Source organism: Rubellimicrobium arenae (assembly GCF_017916275.1).
Classification (GTDB): domain Bacteria; phylum Pseudomonadota; class Alphaproteobacteria; order Rhodobacterales; family Rhodobacteraceae; genus Rubellimicrobium; species Rubellimicrobium arenae.
The window spans coordinates 37,061-56,758 of record NZ_JAFMST010000012.1 but is presented as its reverse complement, the minus strand read 5'-3'; the positions used below and the strand labels follow the sequence as shown (position 1 = coordinate 56,758).

Genomic DNA, 19,698 nt, shown 5'->3' with positions numbered 1-19,698 from the left:
GGGCATGCATGCAGCTCGGCTGATCGATATCGGACGGATGGAAGTGGGAGGGATCCCGGACCCGCAGCCGGCCCGCGGCGAGGTGGTGGTGAAGGTGGCCGCCGCAGGGGTCTGCGGCACGGATCGCCACATCCTGAAAGGTGAGTTCCCCAGCAAGCCGCCCGTGGTCCTTGGTCACGAGTTCTCGGGGACCGTGGTCGCCGTCGGAGAGGGCGTGACGACGCACAAGGTGGGCGACTTCGTCGCCTGCGATCCGAACATCGCCTGCGGATCCTGCCCATCCTGCCTGCTGGGCCGCATCAACCTTTGCGAGAACCTGGTGGCCGTCGGCATCCACCGCGACGGCGGCTTCGCGGAATACAGCTCGATCCCGGCGCATCGGGCGGTTCCGCTTCCGGCGGGCCTGTCGCTCCAGGCGGCTGCCTTCTCCGAGCCGCTCGCCTGCTGCGTGCACGCGCTCGACATCGCTGCGATACGTCCTGGCGAGCGTGCCATCATCATTGGTGGCGGCGTGATTGGCCTCCTCTGCCTCCAGCTGGCGCGTCTGGCCGGGGCCGAGACCATGCTGATCACCCGGTCGCCGGATCGCCGTCGCATCGGCGAGACCGTGGGAGCCAGCCTGACCGCCGCCACCCCCGAGGAGGCCCGGTCTGCCTGGCCGCGCGGCGCCGACGTGGTGCTCGAATGCGCCGGCGTGGCCGAGACCATGGCAGAGGCCCCGCGGCTCGCGGCCCGTGGCGGGCGGGTCGTGATCGTCGGCGTGCTCGCCAAGGGCGAGATGGTCGCCTTCGAGCCGTTCGACATGTTGACGCGCGAGGTCGACCTCCGGGTGGCCTTCGTGAATCCCTTCACGCAGAGCCGAGCGCTTCAGCTCCTGGCAAGCGGGGCGGTCCAGACGCGCCCGCTGGTCACCCGCGAGGTGGGACGCGATGAGCTCCCGGCGATCCTGGCGGCCAAGCCGGGGCCGACCGAAGTCAAGGTCCTGGTGACCGGGTGACGGCCAGCGTCGCTCGACGCAACGGAACGGCGATCGCGGCGGCCTGGATGGCCGGCGCGATCGTGTCGTTTTCGACCCTTGCGGTCGCCGGGCGGCAGGTGAGCAGCGACTTCGATACCTTCGAGATCATGCTCTACCGGAGTGGCCTCGGTGCCGTCATCGTGACGGCGCTTCTTGCACTCGCGGGGCGGCTGGGCGAGGCCCGCCCCCGCACGCTCCCGGTTCACGCGCTTCGGAACGTCGTGCATTTCGCGGGCCAGAACCTGTGGTTCTACGCCCTGACCGTGCTGCCGCTCGCCCAGGTCTTCGCGCTCGAGTTCACGACGCCGCTCTGGGTGATTCTGCTGGCGCCCCTGATGCTGGGCGAGGCGCTGACCGTCCGCGGGGTCGTGGCCGGACTGATCGGGTTCGCCGGCGTGCTGATCGTCGCCCGTCCGGACTTTGGCGACCTGCATCCCGGCATCGTCGCGGCGGCGCTGTGCGCCGTCTGCTTTGCGGTGACCTCCATGATCACCAAGCGGCTGACCCGCAGCCAGCCGGTGACCGGAATCCTGTTCTGGCTCAATCTGATGCAGTTCATTCTTGCTCTGGTCGCCGTGCACTGGAGGGGGGATCTGCCGCTGCCGTCCCCGGCCCAGGTGCCCTGGTTCCTGCTGATCGGCGTCACCGGGCTGTCGGCGCACTGGTGCCTGACCAGCGCCCTGAACGCCGCGCCGGCCTCGATCGTCATGCCCCTCGACTTCGTCCGCCTGCCGGTCATCGCGGTCGTGGGGTGGCTGGTCTATGACGAGGTGCTGGACCCGCTGGTGTTCGTGGGCGCAGCGCTGATCCTTGGCGGCAACCTTCTGACGCTTCGCCCGAAAGATAACGGCCTCGGGACGAATTCGCCCTGACGTTGAGTCCTTCGTTGACGCGCCGCCAAGCAACGCGCGATGCTTGGCCGAAACAAGAATGAACGCATAAGGGAGGTTACATGAGTCGGGTTGCGCTGGGTACGGCGGCCTTGCTGGCGTCAACGTCGCTGGCCAACGCCGGGGGACTGGACCGCACCGGCCAGCCGGTGAGCGTGCTCTTCCAGGACGGGAATTACCTGGAACTGAGCTATGGCTTCACCGCGCCGGATGTTCAGGGAACATTCCTGGGGGTGGTCGGGTCCGGAGACGTCGGCGGCGACTACGAGCAGGTCGCGCTGTCGTTCAAGTACGACCTGAGCGACCGGCTGTCCGTCGGGCTGATTCTGGACGCGCCCTTCGGCGCCGACGTGGATTATGGGGACGCGGAGCCGGGCTACCCCATCGCAGGCTCCCGCGCTGAGTTCAGCACTTCGTCCATCACGGCCTTGGCGCGCTACAAGCTGAACGACAACTTCAGCGTCCATGGCGGCGTTCGTTCAGTCAGCGTCGATGCCGACCTGTTCATTCAGTATGTCGCCCCTGGCACGCCTGCGGCGGTGCCGCCCTACACCTACGATGCAGACTACGAGCGTGAGCGCGACCTGGCCTATGTCGTCGGCGCCGCCTACGAGAGACCCGACATCGCGCTCAGGGTCGCGCTGACCTATTCAAGCGAGACCACCTTCGAGAATGGGACGTCCTACAGTGTCACGGGTCCCCTCGGAGCGTTCAGCGGCGAAGGACAGGTCGATGAGTTCACGCTCCCGCAGTCGGTGAACCTGGACTTCCAGACCGGGATCGCGCCCCGTACCCTCCTGTTCGGCTCGATCCGCTGGGCCGACTGGTCCGAGACGGTGATCAGCGTTCCGGATTACGCCCTGAACCCGGTGGTGAACTACGAGGATGACATCATCACCTACACCCTGGGGGTCGGGCGACAGGTCTCGGACCGGCTGGCCGCGTCGGCGGCCGTCATCTACGAGCCCTCGACGGCCAGCGACTTTGACCCCGCGGTCACCGGGAGCGGCGTTTCGAACCTCGCGCCGACGAGCGGGCAGCTTGGGCTGCAACTGGCCGCGAGCTACCGGGTGACCGATAGCATCGAGGTCGGCGGCGGTATCCGCTACACCCGTCTGGGCGATGCCAACACGCGCGGCTTCGGCGCGGAGTTCGAGGACAACGACGCGGTCTCGGTCGGTGTCCGGGTCGGCTTCCACTTCTGAGCTGCCCGACAGCGACGGGAACGGCCCTGTGACCGCGGGGCCGTTCCGCAGGTTCCGGGTTGCACGGCCAGTCGCTTTGCGGTGATTGGCCGGCATGACACAGCAGAAATCCATGTCCGCGCGCGCCTGGCTCGAGATGGGGCTGCTGGGCTGCATCTGGGGCGCGTCCTTCCTGTCGAACCGAGTGGCGCTGCACGAAGTCGGGGTGGCCACCACCGTCGCCGTCCGGGTCGTCGGAGCCTGCGCGGTGCTCTGGATCGTGGTCTGGCGGCAGGGCCTTCCCGTGCCACGGCAGCCTTGGCTCTGGGCGGCGTTCCTGCTGATGGGGCTCCTTGGGAACGCGGTGCCGTTCTCGCTAATCACCTGGGGGCAGCTGACCATCCCCTCGGGGCTGGCGGCAATCCTGAACGCCTCCACGGCGCTGATGGGCGTCATCGTCGCCGCCCTGGCGTTCCGGGATGAACGGCTGACGCCGCGCAAGATGCTGGGCGTCGCGGCAGGGTTCGCGGGCGTGGTCACGGTGATCGGACCGGCCTCGCTGGCCAACTTCGACCCGACCTCCCTCGCCCAGATCGCGATCCTGGGCGCGGCGCTCAGCTATGCGCTGTCCGGCGCCTTTGCCCGGTTTGCCGCCCGGGGGCTCGCTCCGGAGGTCGCGGCCGCGGGGATGCTGACCGGCGCTTCGGTCATCATGGGGCCTGCCGCCCTCATTCTCGACGGGCTGCCCCGAATGATGTGGTCGCCCGAGGTGTGGGGCGCGCTGGGTTATCTCGCGGTGGTCTCGACGGCCTTCGCCTACCTGATCTTCTACCGCCTGCTCCGCATGGCCGGCGCGGGAAACACCTCCCTGGTGACGCTTCTGGTCGCCCCGATCGCGATCCTCCTCGGCGCGGTGGTCCTGTCCGAGGCGCTGCCGCTGCGGGCCTTTGGCGGCTTTGGCCTGCTTGCGTTGGGGCTCCTGATCCTGGATGGACGGCTGGCGCGGGGACGGCGCGCAGATTCGATGGGGAAACCGGCGGAATGATCTACGGGACGGCGGAGGATTGGCTCGCGGCCAAGGAGCGGCGCGTGCTCCTGTTCGGGATGTCCGGGCTGGGCAAGACCCATGTCGCGAAATGCCTCCGCCGGGCTGGAGGCTGGTTCCACTACTCGGTCGATTACCGCATCGGGACACGCTACATGGGCGAGCTCATCGTGGACAACGCCAAGCGCGAGGCGATGAAAGTCCCGTTCCTGCGGGACCTGCTGATGAGCGATTCGATCTACATCGGCTCGAACATCACCTTCGACAACCTCGATCCGGTCTCGACCTACCTTGGCAAGCCAGGCGATCCGGGTCGGGGCGGCCTTCCGTTCGCGGAGTACCAGCGCCGCCAGACCGAGTTCCGGGACGCCGAGGTTGCGGCCCTCCTGGACACGGGGCGGTTCATCGACAGGGCCAAGGCGCTTTATGGATATCCCCATTTCGTCTGCGACACCGGCGGGTCCATCTGCGAATGGGTCGATCCCGAGGACAGCGACGACCCCGTCCTGAGGGCGCTGTCCGCGAACTGCCTGATGATCTGGATCGAAGGATCGGAGGCCCACACCGCCGAACTTGTCCGGCGGTTCGACAGCGCTCCGAAGCCCATGGCTTATCGGCCGGATTTCCTCCTGCGGATGTGGCACGAGTATCTGTCCCAACGGAACGTGGCCGAGGACCGGGTGAACCCCGACGACTTCATCCGGTTCACCTACGCCAAGGCGCTGGCGCACCGGCAGCCACTCTATGCGGCGATGGCGCGGAACTGGGGGCTCGTGGTGCGGGCCGAAGACATGGCGCGGATCGAGGGCGAGGCCGACTTCGTCGAGGTGGTGGCCGCGGCCATGCGGGAGCGAATGCGCGGGGCGGCGTGATCACAAACCGGGGGCCGACCCTTGCGGTCGCTGCCGTCCTGGCCTATTCCCCTGCCCTTTCCGAGGTTTCCGCGATGCCCATCAAGCTGCCTGCCAACTTGCCCGCCTTCGATATCCTGACGAACGAAGGGGTCATGGTGATGTCCGAAACGCGCGCCGCGCGGCAGGACATCCGTCCGCTCCATATCGGGCTGCTGAACCTCATGCCCAAGAAGATCCAGACCGAGACGCAGTTCGCGCGGCTGATCGGGGCCACGCCGCTCCAGATCGAGCTTTCGCTCATCCGGATGACGGAGCACCAGACCAAGACCACCGCCGCCGCGCACATGGAGGAGTTCTATCGCCCCTTCGCCGAGGTGGCCGAATCCGGCGACAAGCTGGACGGCCTGATCGTGACCGGCGCGCCGGTGGAGCACCTGCCCTTCGAGGAGGTGACCTACTGGAATGAACTCCAGCAGGTGTTCGAATGGACACAGACCCATGTCCACTCGACCTTCGGGGTGTGCTGGGGTGGCATGGCGATGGCCTACCACTTCCACGGCGTCGAAAAGCACATGCTGGGTGAGAAGGCGTTCGGCCTCTTCCGGCACCGGGCGCTGCAGCCCGCCTCGCCGTACCTGCGCGGCTTTTCGGATGAGCTGGTCGTGCCTGTCAGCCGCTGGACCGAAATGCGGCGCGACGAGACCGAAATGGCCGGCCTCGCCACGCTTCTGTCATCGGACGAGGTCGGGCCTTGCCTAGTGCAGGATGAGGAGCGTCGGGCGCTCTACATCTTCAACCACCTGGAATACGACAGCGACACGCTGAAGCAGGAGTATGACAGGGACGTGGCCACAGGAGCCGAGATCCAGCTGCCGCGCGACTACTTTCCGGACGATGATCCGTCGAAGCCGCCGGCAAACCGCTGGAGGAGCCACGCTCACCTTCTATATGGCAACTGGCTGAACGAGATCTATCAGACCACGCCCTATGACCTTGCCGAGATCGGCCGCTAGAGTGATCGGCCTCGCCGCCCTGGGCGCAGCCCTGGGCGGCATCGCCGTGACCGAGGCGGTTGCCGCCCGGCGGGAGGCCAAGGCCGAGGCGAAGTATCCCCCCGAAGGCCGGGTCGTCGAGGTTCGGGGCCGTCGCGTTCATGCGGTCACTCAGGGCTCGGGGCCGGATCTGGTCCTGCTGCACGGCGCGTCCGGAAGCACCCGTGACATGACCTTCGGCCTTGTGGGCCGCCTGACCGGCCGCTATCGCGTGACGGTCTTCGACCGCCCCGGACTGGGATACACCGATCGGGCGCGGAGCGACCTGGGCGGGGTGTTCGGGACGGCGGGCGAAAGTCCGCAGGAGCAGGCCGATCTCCTGCGCGAGGCCGCCCGTCGGATGGGAATCGAGCGACCTATCATCCTCGGTCATTCGCTTGGCGGAGCCGTCGCGCTGGCCTGGGCCCTTGGCGATCCCGTGGGCACCGCTGCGGTCGTGGACGTCTCGGGGGTGTCGATGCCCTGGCCGGGGGCGCTCGATCTGCTGTATCGGCTGAATGGCTCGGTCCTGGGCGGGGCCTGGCTGCCGCCGCTGATCACGGCCTTCGTGCCGCGGCGCGCGACCGATGCGGCCCTTGCCGCGATCTTCGACCCGGACCCGGTCCCCGCCGGCTATGCGGACTATTTCGGCGTCGGCCTCTCGCTCCGCCGTGACACCCTGCGGGCGAACGCGAGGCAGGTGAACATCCTGCGATCCCATGTCGTCGCCATGTCGCGCGACTACCACACGCTGCGCCTGCCGCTCGAGATCGTCCATGGCGAAGCGGACATCATCGTCCCGCCCGGCATCCATTCCCTGCCCCTGGCCCGCGAGGTTCCCGGGGCCAACCTCGTCATCCTCAAGGGCGTCGGCCATATGCCCCACCATTCCCGGCCTGATGAGGTCGTGGCGGCCATCGACCGCGCGCGGGCCCGCGCCGGGCTCGCCAGTTGAAGCGCGCGCTCGGCTCCCCATAGTATCCGGAAGGAGGATGGCATCATGGACCTGCCGCTGGACGGGGCGATCTCGAAGTACTTCCACGATGAGGCCACGCCCGAGGTTCGGCGCATCCTCGAGACCGCCGACAAGGACGACGTGACCAACCCCCGGTATCCCTATCCCGAGGCCATGAAGCGTCGCCATTACGAGGAGGAGATGAACCTCCTCCAGGTCGAACTCGTGCGCTTCCAGGCCTGGGTCAAGGAGTCGGGAGCGCGGGTCCTGATCGTCTTCGAAGGGCGCGACGCGGCGGGAAAAGGTGGCTCGATCAAGGCCTTCTCGGAGAACCTCAACCCACGCGGCGCGCGAGTCGTAGCCCTGGGCAAGCCGACCGAGATCGAGGCCGGGCAGTGGTACTTCCAGCGCTACATCGCGCAGCTTCCCACCGCGGGCGAGATCGTGCTGTTCGACCGGTCCTGGTACAACCGCGGCGTCGTGGAGCATGTCTTCGGCTTCTGCACCCCCGATGAGCGCGCCCACTGGTTCGAGCAGGTCGGCCCCTTCGAGGACATGCTCGTCAACGAAGGCATTCACCTATTCAAGTTCTGGCTGAACGTCGGACGCGCCACCCAGCTCGAGCGCTTCCTTGACCGGGAAAAGGACCCCCTCAAGCAGTGGAAGCTGAGCTGGATCGACGCCGAAGGCCTGCGGAAGTGGGATGAGTATTCCGCCGCCATCGCCGAGACCCTGATCCGCACGCACACCGCCCGTGCGCCCTGGACGGTGCTTCGAGCGGATGACAAGCGGCGCACGCGGCTGAACCTGATCCGTTCGGTCCTCACCCCGATCGGCTACGCCCGCAAGGACGCCAAGGCCGTCGGCGCGCTCGACCCCAAGATCGTGGGCGGACCCGAGGTCGTCACGACCGGCGGGGGTGCGTGAGCGTGCTCAAGCGAGGATACCACCACGGGAACCTGCGCGAGGCGCTGGTCGAAGCCTGCCTGCGCCTCATCGCCGAGAAGGGCCCGACCGGCTTCACGCTGTCCGAGGCCGCACGCGAGGCTGGCGTCACGCCGGCCGCCGTCTACCGGCATTTCGAGGGGCGTGAGGACCTGATCGCCGAAGCCGCCCGTCAGGGCTATGAAATGTTCGCCGACCTTCTGGAGCACGCCTACGGCAAGGGACAGCCGTCCGCCCTCGCCTCCTTCGAGGCGACGGGACGGGCCTATCTGGCCTTTGCCCGAAAGTTTCCAGGCCATTACGTGGCGATGTTCGAGTCGGGAGTCTCCACGCAACGAACACCGGAACTCGCGGCGGCGGCGCGACGGTCGATGGAGGTCATGGAAAAGGCAGCCCGCGACCTGAGCCAGCACATCCCGCCGGAGAAACGTCCGCCCCCGGCCATGTTCTGGGCCCATATCTGGGCGCTGTCGCATGGGGTCGTCGAACTCTTCGCCCGCGGCACCCCTGGGACCCGCAGCCCGTTCCCGCCCGAGGATCTCCTCGAGACCGGGATCGGCGTCTACCTGAGGGGGCTGGGGCTCATACCGCCGGACAGGTGAGGACGCGCAGGATCGAAGTCCCGCGCGCCCGATCAACCGGTTACTGGGTGGTAGTGCCGCCGGTGGAATCCATGCTGCCGCTCGCGGCTCCGCTGGCGTCGATGCCAAGCTCGGTCGCGCGGGCCTGATCGACTTGGCAGACTGCAAGAGCCAGCATCGGGTCCTGGCCGCCCGTGGCCGAGGTATCGGCCGCCGTGGCTTGGGTGTTGCTGATCGTGCCGGACAGGTCGCCCTCGGCCCCGGTGGCGCCGGCATCCGCCGTCGCCATGCCAGTGCTGTCGGTGGCCGCTCCAGCGCCGCTCTGGGTCCCCATGGCCCCGCTGTCCGTGGCCGCCATGTCGGTCCCAGCCGTCGCGCCGCCCGATGACTCCATCGAACCGCTGGCCGACCCGGCGCCCGCATCGGCGGTCGCGGTTCCCGCACCGGTCGAGTCCATGGCTTCGCCGGTCGTCGCGGCACTGTCAGCCGCCATGTCCGTCGAGTTCATGGCGTCGGCGCCGGCCGAGTCCATCGCGGCGCCGGATCCCGACACATCGGCGGTCTCGTTGCCCAAGCCATATACGACCGCCGGATCCATCCCGCTCTCCTGGAGTCGGGTGGCGGCGACCTGCTGAATGGTCGCTTCATCGAGGGCACAGGCCTCGGCCGCCTGGGCGACGGGGATCTGGACCGCAGTCCCGCCAACATCGATGTAGACGTTATCGAGGTTCTGGGACGTGCCCTGCTGCGCGAAGAGCGCCGTCGACGAAAGCAGAAGAGCCGCCGTCGAGGCGGTCAGGTGAACGAGTTTCATAGGGTCTCCTCCAGGTTGGGACCGGATCAGTCGCCCGGTTCCCGCACGCGACCGGCCACGTCCGCGGCCCGTCTGCGTGAGGACAACCTGTGGGACCCCAAACCGTTCCCGTCTGCGACATCACGACATCCAGCGCCCCGCAGGTCGGGGCGACCGCCCTACGGGGACTTGGGCGCGTGATGCGGAGGTCGGCCTAGCGGCTCAGGACGACCAGCGAACGTTCATCCCAGACCACCCGCGTCGGAGCCCCGACTTCGAGCACGGGGCGTCCGATGATGTTCTTCATCGAGATCGTGAGCGGCTGTTGAACGCCCGGAACCCGGACATCGTAGTAGGTCATGTCGCCGTAATAGACGACTTCGTCCACCACCCCTTCGGCCACGCGGCGGTCCGTCGTCTCGCCCGGGAAGAGCACCCCCAGGGTCTCGGGACGGATGCCGACGGAAGTGTTGCCGGGAACGACCCCCCCCGGAGCCTGGTCAGTCTCGACCGCGCCACGGCCCAGGCCTGCGACGTCGACGACGATCCGGTTGCCTTCCATGCCGACCTGACCGGGGAGGATGTTCATCTTGCCGATGAACTCCGCCACCCGCCGCGAGTTGGGCCGGCGATACAACGTCTCGGGATCGGCCATCTGCCCGATCTCGCCCTCGAACATGACGGCGATGCGGTCGGACATGACCAGCGCCTCCTCCTGGTCGTGAGTGACGAGGATGAAGGTGATCCCGACGGTCCGCTGCAGACGGATGAGCTCGACCTGCATCTGCTCGCGCATCTTCTTGTCGAGAGCGGATAGAGGTTCGTCGAGCAGGAGCACCTTGGGCTTGAGGATGAGCGCGCGCGCCAGGGCGACCCGCTGCCGCTGTCCCCCTGACAGGGCGTGCGCCGCCCGGGTGCCGTAGCCGGACAGGCCCACCATGGCGAGCGCCTCGGCCACCGCCTTGGTCTTCTGGTCCTTCGACATGGGCTCGCGGCGAAGGCCGAAACCGACGTTCTCGGCGACCGTCAGATGCGGAAAGATGGCGTAGGACTGGAAGACCATGTTCGTGGGCCGGTGGTTCGCCGGAACCGCCGCCATGTCCTTGCCGTCGATCATCAGCGTGCCCGAGGACGGAGTCTCGAAGCCCGCGATGGTGCGCAGCAGAGTCGTCTTGCCGCAACCGGACGGGCCGAGCAGCGAGAAGAACTCGCCCTGCCGGATCTCCAGGTCGATGCCACGAAGGGCGTGATAATCGCCGTAATGCTTGTGGATGCCGCGAAGCTGGATGAGGGCGGTCAAAGGAAGCCTCCGGTATCCTTGAAGCCGGCACGGGCAACTCCGCGCCGGCGGAAGTATTCAGCGATGATGAGAAGGGTGATCGAGATGGTCACAAGGATCGTCCCCAGCGCCATGATGAGCGGCAGGGCATCCACGAAACGGGTCAGGCCGTAGATGTAGACCGGCATCGTCGGGTTCGAGCCTGTCAGGAACTGCGCGATCACGAAATCATCGAGCGAGATGATGAAGCAGATCAGCAGCGACGAGATGATCCCGGGCAGCACGAGCGGCAGCGTCACCAACCGGAACGCCCCCCAGCGCGTCTCACCCAAGTCCATGGCGGCCTCCTCGAAGGAGGGGTCGAGGTTCTGGAACGCCCCGTTCAGGATGGCGATCGAGAACGGGATGCAGATGACGGTATGCGCCGCGATCACCGTCCAGTTCGACAGGTTCAGGTCGAGCACCTGCCGCACCACGATCAGCAACGCGACCGCGATGACGATTTCGGGCAGCACGAGGGGCAGCATGACGAAGCCCAGCGCACCCCGCTTGCCAGGGAAGCTCGGCATCGTTCCAGCCCGCGCCGCGCAGGTGCCCAGCAGCGTCGCCAGGATTGCCGTGATCGAGGCAATGAAAAGCGAGTTGCGAAGCGCCTGATGCAGGGCCTGTGTCGTCCAGAGCTGCTCGAACCAGCGGGTGGAAAAACCGGTCAGCGGGAAGGCGATGATCGCCGCGTCGTTGAAGGCGAACAGCGGCAGCAGAAGGATCGGCGCATAAAGGAAGACGAGATAGATGATCGCGTAGGTGCGAAGCCCCCAGGCCCTCCTCATGCCCGCCCCCGAAGCCAGCGGCGGTTGAGCAGGATGAAGAGGAGGCTGACGATGCCGACGGCCAGCATGGTGATGATGGAGAGCGCCGCCCCGAGCGGCCAGTTGTTGAGTTGCAGGAACTGCGTCTGGATCACGTTCGACATCAGGCGCCCCCCCGAGCCCAGCATGAGTTCCGGCGTGACATAGTCCCCGATGGTCGGGATGAAGACGATCAGCACCGCGCCCACGATCCCCGGCACCGAAAGGGGCAGGGTTACGCGAAGGAACGTGGTGAACCGGTTCTCGCCCAGGTCCTGCGAGGCTTCGAGGAGGCTGCGGTCGATCTTCTCGAGCGCGACGTAGATGGGCAGGATGGCAAACACGGCATAGGCATGAGCCAGCGTGATGATGACCGAGTTCAGGTTGTAGAGCAGGACGTTCAAGGGCTCCTGGATGATCCCGAGCTCGATCAGCCCGGTGTTCACGACGCCGTTGTAGCCGAGGATCACCTTCCACAGGAACACGCGGATCAGGTAGCTGGTCCAGAACGGGATCGTGATCAGGAACAGCCACAGCGACTTCCGCTCGGGCGCGACGACGAAGGACACGAAATAGGCGATCGGATAGGCCAATGCGACCGTGATCAGGGTCACGGTGGCCGACACGAAGATCGACAGCGGCAGCACGCCCCAACGGTTCGCGTTGCCCCAGATGTAGATCGGGCCCGAAAAGATCTCGCGGTAGTTGGCCGTCGTGAAGGTGCGGTCCAGGTTCAGCCCGCTCTGGGTCCAGAACGAGATGACGACGATCGCCACCAGGGGAAAGGCCAGCAGGAGGAGCGAATAGATCAGGGGCGGCGCGACAAGGGCGGCGGCACGCGCCTTGGGTGACGTGGCGAAGATGCCCATGAAGCTGGCAGGCCCCCCTATTCCGATTGGGAGGGTTGTTCAACGCTGGCGTGGGAAGGTCAACGGCTTTGTGGCGGCGCTCCCGAACTGGGCGCGAGGTTGTGTCCGGCCGCGAGCGATTCGACGGCAAGGGCGCGAGGTTTGGGCTTGGCCTTGTGCAGGACCATGACCGACCGGGTCGGGATGATCGTTCCGGAGAATTGAAACAACGCTCCACGGGACCGCTGTCGAGCTTGCAGCACCAAGGGTCTGATCGTGAGGCCAAAAACAGAATACGCGACCCGGGGGCCGCGTACTCCACATTTCCGTATATCGGTCTCGACGAAGCGTCAGCGCTTCGAGAACTGGAAGCTCCGGCGTGCCTTGGCCTTGCCGTACTTCTTGCGCTCGACGACGCGGGCGTCGCGGGTCAGGAACCCGGCCGCTTTCAGCGAGGGACGCAGGGCGGGGTCGAAGAGCTGGAGGGCCTTCGAGATGCCGTGCTTGACTGCGCCGGCCTGACCCGACAGGCCACCGCCGGTCACGGTCGCCATGACGTCGAACTGGTCGGACACCCCAGCCACCGAGAAGGGCTGGCGCAGGATCATCTGCAGCACGGGACGCGCGAAGTAGACCGCCATCTCCTTGCCGTTCACAATGACCTTGCCGGAACCGGGCTTGACCCAGACGCGGGCGACCGCGTCCTTGCGCTTGCCGGTGGCATAGGCGCGGCCGAGCGCGTCGCGCACGGGCTCACGAGGGGCCGGAGCGGGCGCGGCCTCGGCGGCGGCGGGCGCGACGGCAGCTTGGGAGAGCTGGTCGAAGGACCTGATCTGGTCGGCCATTTTACGCGGTCCTCGTGTTCTTCTTGTTCATGGACTTGACGTCCAGGACTTCGGGCTGCTGGGCGTTCATGCCGTGCTCGGTGCCCGCGAAGACGCGCAGGTGCGACAGCTGCTTGCGCGACAGGCGGTTGCGGGGGAGCATCCGGCGAACGGCGTTCTCGACCACGCGCTCGGGGTGCGCGCCCTCAAGGATCTGGGCCTTCGTGCGGGACTTGATGCCGCCCGGATGGCCGGTGTGCCAGTAGAAGTGCTCTTCCCGCTTGTCGCCGGTGAGCTGGACCTTGTCGGCGTTGATGATGATCACGTTGTCGCCCATGTCCATGTGGGGCGTGAACGTGGGCTTGTGCTTGCCACGAAGGCGCATCGCGACGATCGAGGCAAGGCGGCCCAGAACGACGCCCTCGGCGTCGATCAGGATCCACTTCTTCTCGATGTCCGCGGGGGTCGCGGTAAAGGTTTTCATCGGGGTGTCCCAGGATTGAAGGGCGGGGAGGACCCCGCGTCGGAATGTCGGGGTTATACGGATTCCGCCGCTCGCGTCAACAGCAGTGCGTAACATAATCCCGAAGCAAACCAACACGTTGGAACATGAGGTATAGTGATACCTCCATTGTGCTGGTCCTTCGCGCTGTCCGAACGCTGACGGCGAAGCCATGCACAGCCGCAGGGCGGCCTTCCACCCGCGCTATGGCCTACGTCAGGCAGGACTCCGGCCCCGAGCCGGATGCAGCCAGGGCGGCACCGAACCGGGGTGCCGTCGCCTTCCGAGCGGGCTCAAAGGCCGTACAGGTCGCCGAACTTGGACTCGAGGTAATCCAGCAGCGGACCTTCGCCGGGCTCTGCGCCGACGGCGCGGGCGATGGTGTCGCGCGGCTCCCAGAGCCCGCCGTGCCGCTGGACGTGAGAGCGCAGCCAGCGGACGGCCCCGCTCGCGTCGCCGCGCCCCAGCTCATCGTCGAGATCCGGAAGGGCACGGCGCATCGCCTCGTGCAGGCAGCCTGCATAGACGTTGCCCAGGCTGTAGGTGGGGAAGTACCCGAACAGCCCGACCGACCAGTGGACGTCCTGCAGCAACCCGTGGGACGGCCGGTCCACCGCGAACCCGAAATCGGCCAGGAATCGGTCGTTCCAGGCGGCTTCGAGGTCCCGGACCTGGAGATCCCCTCGCATCAACGCGCGTTCGAGGTCAAACCGCATGAGGACATGTAGGTTGTACTGGACCTCATCGGATTCGGTGCGGATGTAGCCGCGCGAAACCCGGTTGGCGGTGCGGTAGAATTCGTCCTCGTTCGCGATGCCGAAATCGCCGAAGACGTCCTTCATGCGCCCGAAGAGCCAGCCCGTGAAGGCGCGGGAGCGGCCGAGCTGGTTCTCGTAGATGCGGCTCTGGCTTTCGTGGACGCCCATCGAGGCGCCCTGCCCCAGCGGCGTCAGGAAATGCGCCGCGTCGATGTTCTGCTCGTAGGTCGCGTGACCGACCTCGTGGATGGTCGAGTAGATGCAGTTGAACGGATCCGCCGGACTGGTCCGGGTGGTGATCCGCACGTCCGTCCCGCTTCCCGAGGAGAAGGGATGCACGGCCTTGTCCATCCGCCCCTTGGAAAAGTCGTAGCAGAAGGCTTTGGCCACCAGATTGGCCAGGAGGACTTGCCCCTCTTCGGGGAAGGTGCCCCGCAGCTCGGGTCCGGGCGCGGCGCCGAGGATCCTGTCCCGTAGCGCCACGAGGCGCGGACGAAGGGCGCCGAACATCTCGGCCAACTGCGCCGAGGACGTGCCCGGCTCATAATCGTCGAGAAGGGCGTCATAGACGTCCCCGCCATCGGCGATGGCCTGTCCCTCCTCCCGGCGGAGCGCCACGACGTCCTCCAGCACGGGCAGGAAGGCGGCCACATCCTCGTTGCGACGGGCCTCGGCCCAGATTCCCTGAGCGCGCGACGTTACGCGGGCCAGCTCGGCCGCGAGCCGGGCCGGGACGCGAAGGTTGCGCTGGTATCGGCGTCGGATGTGGCGAAGGTTCGCGTGCGCCACCTCGTCCAGCGCGACGGCATGGTCGAGCCATTCGCCCAGGCGCGGATCGGTCCGGCGCGCGTGAAGCACGCCTTCGAGCGCCGCCATCTCCTCGGCCCTTTGCGCGGCGGCCCCGGATGGCATGACCGTCTCCTGATCCCAGCCGAGCCGCCCCATGATCTGGGCCAGGGCCTCGGTCTCGCGCTGGAAGCTCATCAGCTCCGCATAGGCGTTCATGCGCGCCCCCGGATCGAGGAGGTGATGGGATGGCGGGCCAGGAACCGGCCGCGGATGACGAGCGCCCACAGCAGGATGGCGCTGGCCTGGTGGGTAATGGCCACGTGCAGCTGCGCCATGCTGAGAACCGCCCAGATCCCCAGGATCACCTGAAGCGCGACCGCGCCGAGGATGAGGTTGAAGGCCGTCCGGGTCGTGGCATGGGGCGATCTCCGCGCGCGCAGCCAGACGATGACCGCCAGCGCCGCCACGGCATATCCGGTCATCCGGTGGATGAACTGCACGAGGCCCGGATTCTCGAAGAAGTTGCGCCAGACGGGCACGAGGTCCAGCGGGTCCGGCGGCAGGAAGCCCCCTGCCATGTCGGGCCAGGTCGGATAGGCGCGGCCTGCGTCGATGCCGGCCACCAGGGCGCCCAGGACAATCTGCAGGAACAGCAGATGCATGAGACCGGTGGCCCCTCCGAACAGGCGCGGCTCGGCCTGTCGGCGGGCCGTCATGATCTCGGTTTCGCGGCGCGAGAGCAGGAGCATCTGCCAGACGATGAAGCCCAGGATGGCGAAGGCCAGGCCAAGGTGGACCGCCAAGCGGTAGGAAGCGACCGAGGTCATCCCGGTCTGAAGGCCGGAGTGGACCATCCACCAGCCCACGACACCCTGCATCCCGATCATCGCGCCCAGGACCAGCATGCGCGGCGTCCAGCCGGACGGAAGGCGACGGGTCGCGAGGAAGCCCAGGAAGCCGCCGATGAAGACGAGGCCGATGACCCGGCCCAGGAGCCGGTGGCTCCATTCCCACCAATAGATGTACTGGAAGTCGCCAAGGGTCATGCCCTGGTTCATCAGCTCATACTGGGGCGAAGCGCGGTAAAGGTCGAACTCGCTCTGCCAGTCGGACGCGCTGAGCGGCGGAAGGGTTCCGGTGACCAGGTTCCACTGCGTGATCGACAGCCCCGAGTCGGTCAACCGGGTCAGGCCCCCGACCAGGATCATGGCGACCACCAGGACGAACAGGACGCCGAGCCAGAGCCGGACCCATCGCCGCGCGTCCGGCCGTCCGCGGTCGATCGCGCCCGTCACGACGGCAGGTCGCTCGGTCGTGGTCACTTCCTCGAAGATCGTGCGTGGCTTGGTCGCCATCGGGTCCCCCATCAGTCGACGCGGGTCTAGACCCGCCGGAGCGACCCATCAAGACCACCGCCGCGGTCCGGACCGCTCACCTTGTCGCAGATGAGGTGGGAGGTCAGCCCTTGCGCGCCCAGCGGACCATCTGTCGCAGAACGCCGTGGAGCGTCTGGACGTCCTGGCCGGTCAGCGGCATCCGGCTCCAAAGGTTTCGGAGCGAAAGCTTCATGCTTTCGGCCTTGTGGTCGGGGAAGAAGAACCCCGCCTCCTCCAGCCGCTCCTCGAAGTGCCGCGCGAGGTGATCCACCTCGAGCGCCGAGGCCCATTGCGCGCCCGCCATCTCGGTCCGCACGGGAACGGCGGCCTGCGTGGCCCGCCGCCATTCATAGGCGACGAGAAGCACGCACTGCGCGAGGTTGAGGGACGAGAACTCGGGGTTGAGGTCGACCGTGATGATGGCGTTCGCGCGGGCGACGTCCTGGTTCTCGAGCCCGGCCCGTTCCGGCCCGAAGAGGCAGGCCACCCGCTCCCCCCCGGCGATGCGGCGGGCCATGTCGGCGGCCGCCTCCTCGGGCGAGAAGACGGTCTTGGTCAGGTCGCGCGGCCGTGCGGTGGTGGCGTAGACGAAGGTGCAGTCCGCGACCGCCCCCTCAAGGTCGGGAAAGATCCCTGCCCCGTCCAGAACCCGTCCGGCCCCCGAGGCCATGGCCACGGCCCGCGGATTGGGCCAGCCGTCCCGCGGGTCGACCAGCCGCATCCGTTGCAGGCCGAAGTTCCACATCGCGCGCGCGGCGGCGCCGACATTCTCGCCCATCTGGGGGCGCACGAGCACGAAGGCGGGTTCAGTGGGTCCTTGCATGCTGCGCTCCATAGGAGTCCCTGGCGCGGGCGGCAAGCTTGCTCAGGCTTGCAAACCCCTGCCGCCCGGCTAGAAGCCCCACGACCCCGCCGGAGAGAACCGCCATGACCGACGCGCGCGACAAGCCGCAGATCACCCTTGTCACTCCGCCGGAGCTGGAGCTTTCCGTGTTCCCGGACCTCCTGGCCCGCTGCCTCGACGCCGTTCCGGTCGCGTGCCTGCGGCTGAGCCTGTCGACCCGCGACGAGGATCGGATCGCCCGGGTCGCCGACGCGCTGCGCGAGGTCTCCCACGCCCGCGACATCCCCATCGTGATCGAAAACCACGTCCTGATGGTGGGGCGGCTGGGCCTCGACGGGGTTCACCTGCTCGATGCGGCCCGGTCGGTCCGCAAGATCCGCAAGGATTTGGGCGATGATGCGATCGTGGGCGCGCATTGCGGAACCTCGAGGCACGACGGCATGACCGCGGCCGAACTGGGCGCCGACTACGTGAGCTTTGGTCCGGTCGGAGCGAGCCCGCTGGGCGACGGCCGGATCGCCGAGCGCGAACTCTTCGAATGGTGGTCCGAGATGATCGAAGTTCCGGTCATCGCCGAAGGCGAACTCGATGAGGCCCTGGTCCGGAGCCTTGCCCCGGTGACCGACTTCTTCAGCTTCGGGGCCGAGGTCTGGTCGGCGGACGATCCGGTGGCGCGGTTCCGCGCCCTCGTCTCGGCCGTGGACTGACCCAGTCAGAAGGCGCTGCGCACCGCTCGTTCGGCCTCGGCCGCGATGGATTTGCGGTCCCGCCCGGCGACCGGAATCGGGGGGTGGTAGGTCAGCCGGACCTGTCCGCGCCGGCGTGCGGACAGCACGGCCAGGGCATGTGGGGCAAAATCCATGTCGCCGAACCAGGCGTAGAAGCGCGGGTCCTGTGAGGGCGGCGCGTCGTAGCGCAGAGTCACGGGCTGTACGGCAACGCCCTCCGGCGCCCCGGCGGCGAGCAGCCCGGCAAGGAGCGCGGGCTTGAACGGCAGCACCTGCTGATTGTCCGTCGAGGTGCCTTCCGGAAAGAGGACCAGGGTCTGCCCGCGCCCGAGCCTTTCCGTGATGGCGCGCGCCTGCTCTGCCACCTCGGCCCGCGCCTCGCGGCGGATGAACAGCGTGCCGGTGGCGCGGGCCAGGGCGCCGATCCCCGGCCAGGACGCGACCTCGGCCTTGGACACGAAGACGACCCGCTGGCGCGAGTTCAGCACCAGGATATCCAGCCAGGACGAATGGTTGGCCAGCACCGCGCCCGGCCCGGAGCGTGCGGTGCCAGCGACCTCGAGCCGGAGGCCGATGAGCCACAGCGCCACGCGGCAGACCACGACGGTGATGCCGGGGCTGACCGGGGTGCGCGGATGGCAGAGCGGACGCTCGACCAGTCGGACCATCCAGTTGAGCGCCAGCCCGCCGGATAGAAGCAGGGCCAGCGGCACCCCGCGCAGCACCGCGCGGCACAGGTCCGCCGGCCCGGGCCGCCGGAACTCCAACTCGGGGCTGCCCCGCCACACGAGGCTCATGCGGGCTGGCGTCCGTAGAGCGCCCGGGCCCGGGTTCCGAGCGTGGACGTGTCCAGAACCATGCAGACGTCGACGCAGCCGAAGGCTCTGTCCACAAAGACGCCCTCGCCCACCTTGCCGCCCAGCCGCAGGTAGGCCTTCACGAGCGGGGGGGTCGCCAGCATGGCCGCGCGGCGGTCGACCCCCTCCACGGCGGGAAGGTCCAGGCGAACGTCCTGCCGCGAGACGGGCCGAAGTTCGTCCGGTCCCTGGTGCAGATGATGGAGGCAGGCCAGTGGTGGAGCGAGCGCGGACAGATCGGTTCCGGGGAAGGAGGCGAGGCCGAACAGGATCTCGATGTCCTGATCTTCGACCAGGGCAGCCAGCCCCTGCCAGAGGTGATGCATGGCGGCTCCGCCCCGATAGTCGGGATGAAGGCAGGTCCGGCCCACCTCGAGCATCCTGCGCCCGGACCTCCGCAGCCCACGGATGTCGAACTCCGCCTCGGTGGCGAACCCTCCGGCGGCCGCTGCCCCCTGCTCCGTCAGCACCCGTGTCGTGCCGATGACCGCCCCGTCCCGAAGGGGATCGGTCAGGATGAGATGGGTTCCGAATGCGTCGAACCGGTCGGCTTCCGATCCGGCGGAGTGATCGGTCAGGTCTCCGCCCGATCCACCCATCTCGGTGACGAAAACGTCGTAGCGCAGGGTCTGGGCCGCCGTGACCAACGGCCCGAAAGTGGCCACGTGCAGCGCGAAATGTTGCATGAGGTGGGACATCGAGGATCGGGGCCTGTGAATCATCGCACGCTTCCCGCGTGCTTTAACTCT

General features: G+C 67.6%; 21 protein-coding genes. 10 read left to right on the top strand and 11 right to left on the bottom strand.

Annotation, left to right across the window (positions count from 1 at the left end; translation table 11 throughout):
- Positions 1-4: 4 nt before the first annotated feature.
- From J3P31_RS17600 to J3P31_RS17560, 9 genes are all read left to right on the top strand, one after another.
- Positions 5-997, top strand: coding sequence for an alcohol dehydrogenase catalytic domain-containing protein (locus tag J3P31_RS17600; RefSeq protein WP_210529819.1), 993 nt, complete (start codon positions 5-7; stop codon positions 995-997).
- Positions 994-1,890 carry a DMT family transporter gene (locus J3P31_RS17595; RefSeq protein WP_368373108.1) on the top strand — a complete coding sequence of 299 codons (897 nt, stop codon included), beginning with the start codon at positions 994-996 and terminating at the stop codon, positions 1,888-1,890. The genes J3P31_RS17600 and J3P31_RS17595 overlap by 4 nt, the downstream gene beginning before the upstream one ends.
- An 80-nt stretch (positions 1,891-1,970) precedes the next feature.
- The gene (locus J3P31_RS17590) at positions 1,971-3,113 is read left to right on the top strand and encodes an OmpP1/FadL family transporter (protein ID WP_210529818.1); all 1,143 of its coding nucleotides are present in this window, start codon (positions 1,971-1,973) and stop codon (positions 3,111-3,113) included.
- Between the two features lie 112 nt (positions 3,114-3,225).
- Positions 3,226-4,137 (top strand): DMT family transporter, encoded by a 912-nt coding sequence (locus J3P31_RS17585; protein WP_246849621.1) that lies wholly within the window; start codon positions 3,226-3,228, stop codon positions 4,135-4,137.
- Positions 4,134-5,009: an ATPase gene (locus tag J3P31_RS17580; RefSeq protein ID WP_210529816.1), complete on the top strand. Its 876-nt coding sequence runs from the start codon at positions 4,134-4,136 to the stop codon at positions 5,007-5,009. The genes J3P31_RS17585 and J3P31_RS17580 overlap by 4 nt, the downstream gene beginning before the upstream one ends.
- Before the next feature lie 74 nt (positions 5,010-5,083).
- On the top strand, positions 5,084-6,004 hold the full coding sequence (locus J3P31_RS17575) for a homoserine O-succinyltransferase (protein WP_210529815.1): 921 nt from the start codon (positions 5,084-5,086) through the stop codon (positions 6,002-6,004).
- A complete protein-coding gene (locus J3P31_RS17570; protein ID WP_210529814.1) occupies positions 5,979-6,977 on the top strand; it encodes an alpha/beta fold hydrolase in 999 nt (332 codons plus the stop codon). Before J3P31_RS17575 ends, J3P31_RS17570 begins: the two co-directional genes overlap by 26 nt.
- A 45-nt stretch (positions 6,978-7,022) precedes the next feature.
- Positions 7,023-7,904: a polyphosphate kinase 2 gene (ppk2, locus tag J3P31_RS17565; RefSeq protein WP_210529813.1), complete on the top strand. Its 882-nt coding sequence runs from the start codon at positions 7,023-7,025 to the stop codon at positions 7,902-7,904.
- A gap of 2 nt (positions 7,905-7,906) precedes the next feature.
- A complete protein-coding gene (locus J3P31_RS17560; RefSeq protein ID WP_210529812.1) occupies positions 7,907-8,524 on the top strand; it encodes a TetR/AcrR family transcriptional regulator in 618 nt (205 codons plus the stop codon).
- Positions 8,525-8,564: 40 nt separating this feature from the next.
- Here J3P31_RS17560 and J3P31_RS17555 read toward each other — a convergent pair whose 3' ends face one another.
- The 9 genes from J3P31_RS17555 to J3P31_RS17515 form a co-directional block, all read right to left on the bottom strand.
- The gene (locus J3P31_RS17555) at positions 8,565-9,317 is read right to left on the bottom strand and encodes a hypothetical protein (protein WP_210529811.1); all 753 of its coding nucleotides are present in this window, start codon (positions 9,315-9,317) and stop codon (positions 8,565-8,567) included.
- A 193-nt stretch (positions 9,318-9,510) separates the two neighbouring features.
- Positions 9,511-10,596, bottom strand: coding sequence for an ABC transporter ATP-binding protein (locus J3P31_RS17550; protein WP_210529810.1), 1,086 nt, complete (start codon positions 10,594-10,596; stop codon positions 9,511-9,513).
- Positions 10,593-11,405 (bottom strand): ABC transporter permease, encoded by an 813-nt coding sequence (locus tag J3P31_RS17545; protein WP_210529809.1) that lies wholly within the window; start codon positions 11,403-11,405, stop codon positions 10,593-10,595. The genes J3P31_RS17550 and J3P31_RS17545 overlap by 4 nt, the downstream gene beginning before the upstream one ends.
- The gene (locus J3P31_RS17540) at positions 11,402-12,292 is read right to left on the bottom strand and encodes an ABC transporter permease (protein WP_210529808.1); all 891 of its coding nucleotides are present in this window, start codon (positions 12,290-12,292) and stop codon (positions 11,402-11,404) included. The genes J3P31_RS17545 and J3P31_RS17540 overlap by 4 nt, the downstream gene beginning before the upstream one ends.
- Before the next feature lie 329 nt (positions 12,293-12,621).
- On the bottom strand, positions 12,622-13,116 hold the full coding sequence (gene rpsI, locus J3P31_RS17535; protein WP_210529807.1) for a 30S ribosomal protein S9: 495 nt from the start codon (positions 13,114-13,116) through the stop codon (positions 12,622-12,624).
- A 1-nt stretch (position 13,117) separates the two neighbouring features.
- The gene (gene rplM, locus J3P31_RS17530) at positions 13,118-13,579 is read right to left on the bottom strand and encodes a 50S ribosomal protein L13 (protein WP_210529806.1); all 462 of its coding nucleotides are present in this window, start codon (positions 13,577-13,579) and stop codon (positions 13,118-13,120) included.
- A 311-nt stretch (positions 13,580-13,890) separates the two neighbouring features.
- Positions 13,891-15,360, bottom strand: coding sequence for a carboxypeptidase M32 (locus tag J3P31_RS17525; protein ID WP_210529805.1), 1,470 nt, complete (start codon positions 15,358-15,360; stop codon positions 13,891-13,893).
- A complete protein-coding gene (gene ctaA, locus J3P31_RS17520) occupies positions 15,357-16,499 on the bottom strand; it encodes a heme A synthase (protein WP_210529804.1) in 1,143 nt (380 codons plus the stop codon). The genes J3P31_RS17525 and ctaA overlap by 4 nt, the downstream gene beginning before the upstream one ends.
- A 103-nt stretch (positions 16,500-16,602) precedes the next feature.
- Entirely contained in the window at positions 16,603-17,343 is a 741-nt protein-coding gene (locus J3P31_RS17515) for an RNA methyltransferase (protein WP_246849623.1), read from the bottom strand.
- A gap of 104 nt (positions 17,344-17,447) precedes the next feature.
- Here J3P31_RS17515 and J3P31_RS17510 point away from each other — a divergent pair, with 104 nt between their 5' ends.
- Positions 17,448-18,071: a thiamine phosphate synthase gene (locus J3P31_RS17510; protein WP_210529802.1), complete on the top strand. Its 624-nt coding sequence runs from the start codon at positions 17,448-17,450 to the stop codon at positions 18,069-18,071.
- Positions 18,072-18,076: 5 nt separating this feature from the next.
- On the opposite strand, the gene olsA is transcribed toward J3P31_RS17510, so the two are convergent.
- Positions 18,077-18,889 carry a lyso-ornithine lipid O-acyltransferase gene (olsA, locus tag J3P31_RS17505; protein ID WP_210529801.1) on the bottom strand — a complete coding sequence of 271 codons (813 nt, stop codon included), beginning with the start codon at positions 18,887-18,889 and terminating at the stop codon, positions 18,077-18,079.
- Positions 18,886-19,671 (bottom strand): GNAT family N-acetyltransferase, encoded by a 786-nt coding sequence (locus J3P31_RS17500; RefSeq protein ID WP_246849624.1) that lies wholly within the window; start codon positions 19,669-19,671, stop codon positions 18,886-18,888. Before J3P31_RS17500 ends, olsA begins: the two co-directional genes overlap by 4 nt.
- Positions 19,672-19,698: the final 27 nt, after the last annotated feature.